The sequence below is a fragment of the Streptococcus infantis genome (genome assembly GCF_047464615.1).
Taxonomy (GTDB): domain Bacteria; phylum Bacillota; class Bacilli; order Lactobacillales; family Streptococcaceae; genus Streptococcus; species Streptococcus infantis_Y.
Genome location: NZ_JASHBO010000034.1, coordinates 1 through 3,983 on the forward strand (window position 1 = coordinate 1; position 3,983 = coordinate 3,983).

Annotated in this window: 4 protein-coding genes and 3 pseudogenes; 6 read left to right on the top strand and 1 reads right to left on the bottom strand. The window is 31.4% G+C overall.

Going from position 1 to position 3,983, the window contains the following annotated elements:
* Positions 1-83 (bottom strand): annotated as a pseudogene (locus QM450_RS10450) (IS5/IS1182 family transposase); the annotation flags it as partial.
* Between the two features lie 35 nt (positions 84-118).
* On the opposite strand from QM450_RS10450, the pseudogene QM450_RS10455 reads away from it, so the two are divergent.
* The 6 genes and pseudogenes from QM450_RS10455 to QM450_RS10480 form a co-directional block, all read left to right on the top strand.
* A pseudogene (locus QM450_RS10455) lies at positions 119-670 on the top strand (lysostaphin resistance A-like protein); the annotation flags it as partial.
* Between the two features lie 229 nt (positions 671-899).
* The gene (locus tag QM450_RS10460) at positions 900-1,115 is read left to right on the top strand and encodes a hypothetical protein (RefSeq protein WP_414320551.1); all 216 of its coding nucleotides are present in this window, start codon (positions 900-902) and stop codon (positions 1,113-1,115) included.
* A 2-nt stretch (positions 1,116-1,117) separates the two neighbouring features.
* On the top strand, positions 1,118-1,609 hold the full coding sequence (locus QM450_RS10465) for a nucleotidyltransferase (protein WP_414320552.1): 492 nt from the start codon (positions 1,118-1,120) through the stop codon (positions 1,607-1,609).
* A 672-nt stretch (positions 1,610-2,281) separates the two neighbouring features.
* Complete coding sequence (locus tag QM450_RS10470) at positions 2,282-3,097, top strand: DUF6602 domain-containing protein (RefSeq protein WP_414320553.1); 816 nt, start codon at positions 2,282-2,284, stop codon at positions 3,095-3,097.
* Positions 3,098-3,322: 225 nt separating this feature from the next.
* Positions 3,323-3,880, top strand: a complete 558-nt coding sequence (locus tag QM450_RS10475; protein WP_414320554.1) for a hypothetical protein — start codon at positions 3,323-3,325, stop codon at positions 3,878-3,880.
* Between the two features lie 20 nt (positions 3,881-3,900).
* Positions 3,901-3,983 (top strand): annotated as a pseudogene (locus QM450_RS10480) (IS5/IS1182 family transposase); the annotation flags it as partial.

Below are 3,983 nucleotides of genomic sequence, written 5' to 3' on the forward strand. Positions count from 1 at the left end.
ATCTCTTCAAAAGTAGTGCGCTGAACACCAACAAGGCGCTTAAAGCGTGCATCAGTTAATAGTTTACTTGATTCATAATTCATAGTTTTATTGTATCATATTTTTATTTCGCAGGAAGTCTAATATAAAATTTCAACATTTTGTATTTAATAAGAAAGAAAATAGTAGTATTTATTTCATCATTCATTTGTTAGCAATTTTGATACTATTTTCTGTATCTTCCTTAGAATTAAATGAAGTATCAATTTATCTGATGCCATTATTCTTTATACAACTAATTTTTTTTGGTGGTGGACATGAAGAATTAGGATGGAGAGGAATACTACAGCCATTACTTGATAAAAAATATACTTATTGGCAATCTAATTTGATTGTAGGTTCAATCTGGGGAATTTGGCATCTGCCTTTATGGTTTATAGTTGGAGAAAGTCATCAAGGATTTTCTTTTATTTTATTTTTTATACATACGTTATTTTTAAGTTTTGTTTTAGGACTTCTTTACCGTCAAACGAAATCTGTCGGTTACTGTTTATTATTTCATGCGTTCGCAAATTTGTTAAATCTCTATTTTGTGTTAAAAATTAATCTTATTTTTATTATCATTTTTGTTGTTTATTTAGTTTATACAATATTGGCGAGTAATAGAATTAGTAAGGAAACAACATTTTAAAATTTAGATCAGGATATCCTTTATTGAAAGTAACGATTTGCTAATTAGATGATCTATGTTAGAGAATTATCTATTATAATTTAAAGTGGAATGATGAATATCGATTCTTTTGGAACTAGCGAAAATCTTTCCGTTCCACAGTATCATTTTAAAATGATTTTCATTGCCTTTTGTTTATTAGTACAAAAAAAATATTATCACATGTCGAATGTGTAAGCTTGTTTGTGAAATGTGGATAATCGTTCAAAAAGCAGAAGGACTAGAGATGTATATGTTGGAATTATATCAAAATTCTTCTTATAAAGATCTAGTCGGATTTGGGTCCTTAAAAGAAGGAAAAGAATTTGTATCCAAAATAACTGGATATACTCTAGAAAATGAAGATGATTTTGTTCAAGGTAATAAAGTAGAAATAACGAACATTTATATGAAAGGTTTAGAGTAAACATGAGTCTCTTATTTGAAGAATTTAAAACCATTTGTTTCCATTTAAATCGAGTCGGAATTACACCGACACTGATGGGGTCTTTGGGATTGGAGTTTAGAACGAAAGAAAATTGGGGGCCGTCTGACATTGACATTCATGTGCCTGGTGATCCTAGAGGTTGGGAAGCACCTGATCATCTCAGAATTTATGACTGGGACAAGATAATGAAAGTGATGAAAGACTTAGGCTACGTCTTAATAGATATTCATGAGCATGAATTCAAAAAGGAGCGAGTGAGTGTTGAATTTGGAAGTATCGATTCCTTACCTGATTTTGCAGGAGTTTCGGAATCGGATATAGAGCTTATTCACATTGAAGGTATCACTTTTCGACTTCCAAGTCTGGAGCAGTATTTAAGTATTTACAAAGCTTCTTCTCAAGACTCCTATCGAAATGATCACAATAACAATAAGGATTTTAAAAAGATCGAGTGGCTGGAAAGACATTTGTAAATTATCATATGAAAAGTAGTAAGTTGTAAGACTGGCTGCTATGTTATTTTTATCATCATTTTTATTGGTCATTTAATTTATACTATATTGGCGAGTAATAGAATTAGTAAAGAAAAGGATTTTAAATTTTAGATCAGCTTATCCATTATTGAAAGTAACGAGTGATTTATCTAGATAATCGATGTTAAAGAATTTTCTGTTGTAATTTCAAGTGGAATGATAGCTCTCGCAGAGTAAGAAGTTTACGACGAAACGATACGGAAACAGCAAACCGCTGAGTGCGTATGCTTGCTGGTGAAAAAGTAAAAAGTTTCATCTGAAGTAATTTTATAAACAGTTGGAATTTAAGGAGAGAAAAATGATTTTAGAAACAGAAAGATTGATTCTTCGCCCATGGGAAGAAAGAGATGCCAATGATTTATTTCATTACTTTTATTAAGAAATTAATCTAAATATCATTGCGGATTCCCTATAAAAAATATATAAATTTTGAGGAGTATTAATATCTAAGTAAGTATCAAGATGATTGTATATAAGCAGTTAATAATACCTAATAAGTAGTGTTTGAGAAGAAATAATTGCTATTTTTTAGTATAAAATTGAAAGGTTATAAATTTATTAGTCATGGATGGAAGAAGGGTACAAAACTATTGGTCGAATGAGATAAAAGCAATGCTAGAAACCTATAGACAATTTCAAGTGTTGATTCCATCAAAAGAGGTAGAAGGTTCAGCACATAACGCAGAAGATGGAAGATATGTTGAAACTCTAATACGGGAATATCTTAAAAAGTATTTACCAAGGGAATTGGAAGTATTAACAGGATTCATACTGAGACCTGCTGTAAAAACGGAGTTAGATAATAGAAGTAGGAGAAATAAGGAAGATACTAATTCTTCACAATTGGACATCATAGTTTATAATAGCGGAAGGTATCCTGTTTTTCAAAGGTTTGGTGAAAGTGTTATAGTACCACCTGAGGGTGTTATTGGAATCATATCTGTAAAAAAGAAATTAAAAACTAACCATATAATTCCTGAAATTGAATCGTTGAGATCGGCTTCAAAACTTTGTCATTGTTCAAGTCAAGATACTCCGTTACGAGGACCGTTTTTAGCATTAGTTTCAATGGAATCTACAAATATTCGTCCAAGTACAATCTTTAATAAAATGGAATCAACCTATTCAAATCAGTATGATTACTTTGATAATCTAGTAGGATATATTGGTTCCCTTAATGGATGGACAATTTTTAAGACACGCCCTCCACAGCGAGGAAATAGCGCTAGTTATATACATTTTACTCACAATGATCAAGAAATGTACTTAGGACTTCAGTTTATATTAACGGGTATATTGAGTGTGTTTTATGATAAATCTCGTAGTAGTACTTCTAGACCAGGTTTTACAGGCTTTCCTTCTCATAGAAGTCAGGATACTAATCTTGGAACTATAAATGTTAAAGGATTGAGAGAGGGAATGGAGTAATACTTTTCTTGAAATTTAGATTTTTGTTCAGAAGTGTTATGCTAAAATAATTTTAATATTTTATTTTTCTAAAAATATATTTTTTGTATTATATTGTAAGTGAGTTAGCGTGTTATTAAAACGTATAGAATGAGCAGGAGATATGTTGAGATGATATAGAAGCTTCGAACCACTCAGGTGATATGCTTATTGATATTAGCATGATTAAAAATGGAGAGATTATCAATGATTATATTGGAATTGTACCAAAATGATTATTCAAAAGATTTAGTCGCTTTTGATTCTTTAGAGGAGGGTAAAGCTTTTGTAGCTCAAATTCCTGGATATACTTTAGAAATAGAAGATGGGTTTGAGGTGGAGTATTTTAACCCTAAACACTTGCCCGATTATATAGAAATTGTCTTCAATGGGAATATTGTCCCTTTATCTAGGTTTTCGTTTAATTCTGAGGAAAATGTGGACATTATTTGGAAAGAGATTTCGAATTTGTCTGTTAAAAACAATCAAGTAATCGAAGGGTATTCAAAAATCGATGCCTATATCGTTAATAACGATGAAGTGAAAGCCTATGTCGAAGCAAGAGAAACGAATTACCGTAAGGCAAAAAACTTCTTAGAGCGCAACGGGTATGAAGTTGACAGAAGCTTTTTCGGAAGTGAAGACGGCGAAGCGATTGTCTATAGAAAAAAAGGCGCCGAAGATTGGCACTTCCTATGTCACTTAGACCCATCGTTTGTAGAGATTGAAGATGTAGAAGGATATATTAGACTTCCTGCGAAATAAAAATATGATACAATAAAACTATGAATTATGAATCAAGTAAACTATTAACTGATGCACGCTTTAAGCGCCTTGTTGGTGTTCAGCGCACTACTTTTGAAGAGAT

Excerpts from the sequence above, each read along its gene's own strand:
- QM450_RS10470 (WP_414320553.1), top strand. The coding sequence starts at position 2,282 with ATGCTAGAAACCTATAGACAATTTCAAGTGTTGATTCCATCAAAAGAG.
- QM450_RS10465 (WP_414320552.1), top strand. The coding sequence starts at position 1,118 with ATGAGTCTCTTATTTGAAGAATTTAAAACCATTTGTTTCCATTTAAAT.
- QM450_RS10460 (WP_414320551.1), top strand. The coding sequence starts at position 900 with ATGTGGATAATCGTTCAAAAAGCAGAAGGACTAGAGATGTATATGTTG.
- QM450_RS10475 (WP_414320554.1), top strand. The coding sequence starts at position 3,323 with ATGATTATATTGGAATTGTACCAAAATGATTATTCAAAAGATTTAGTC.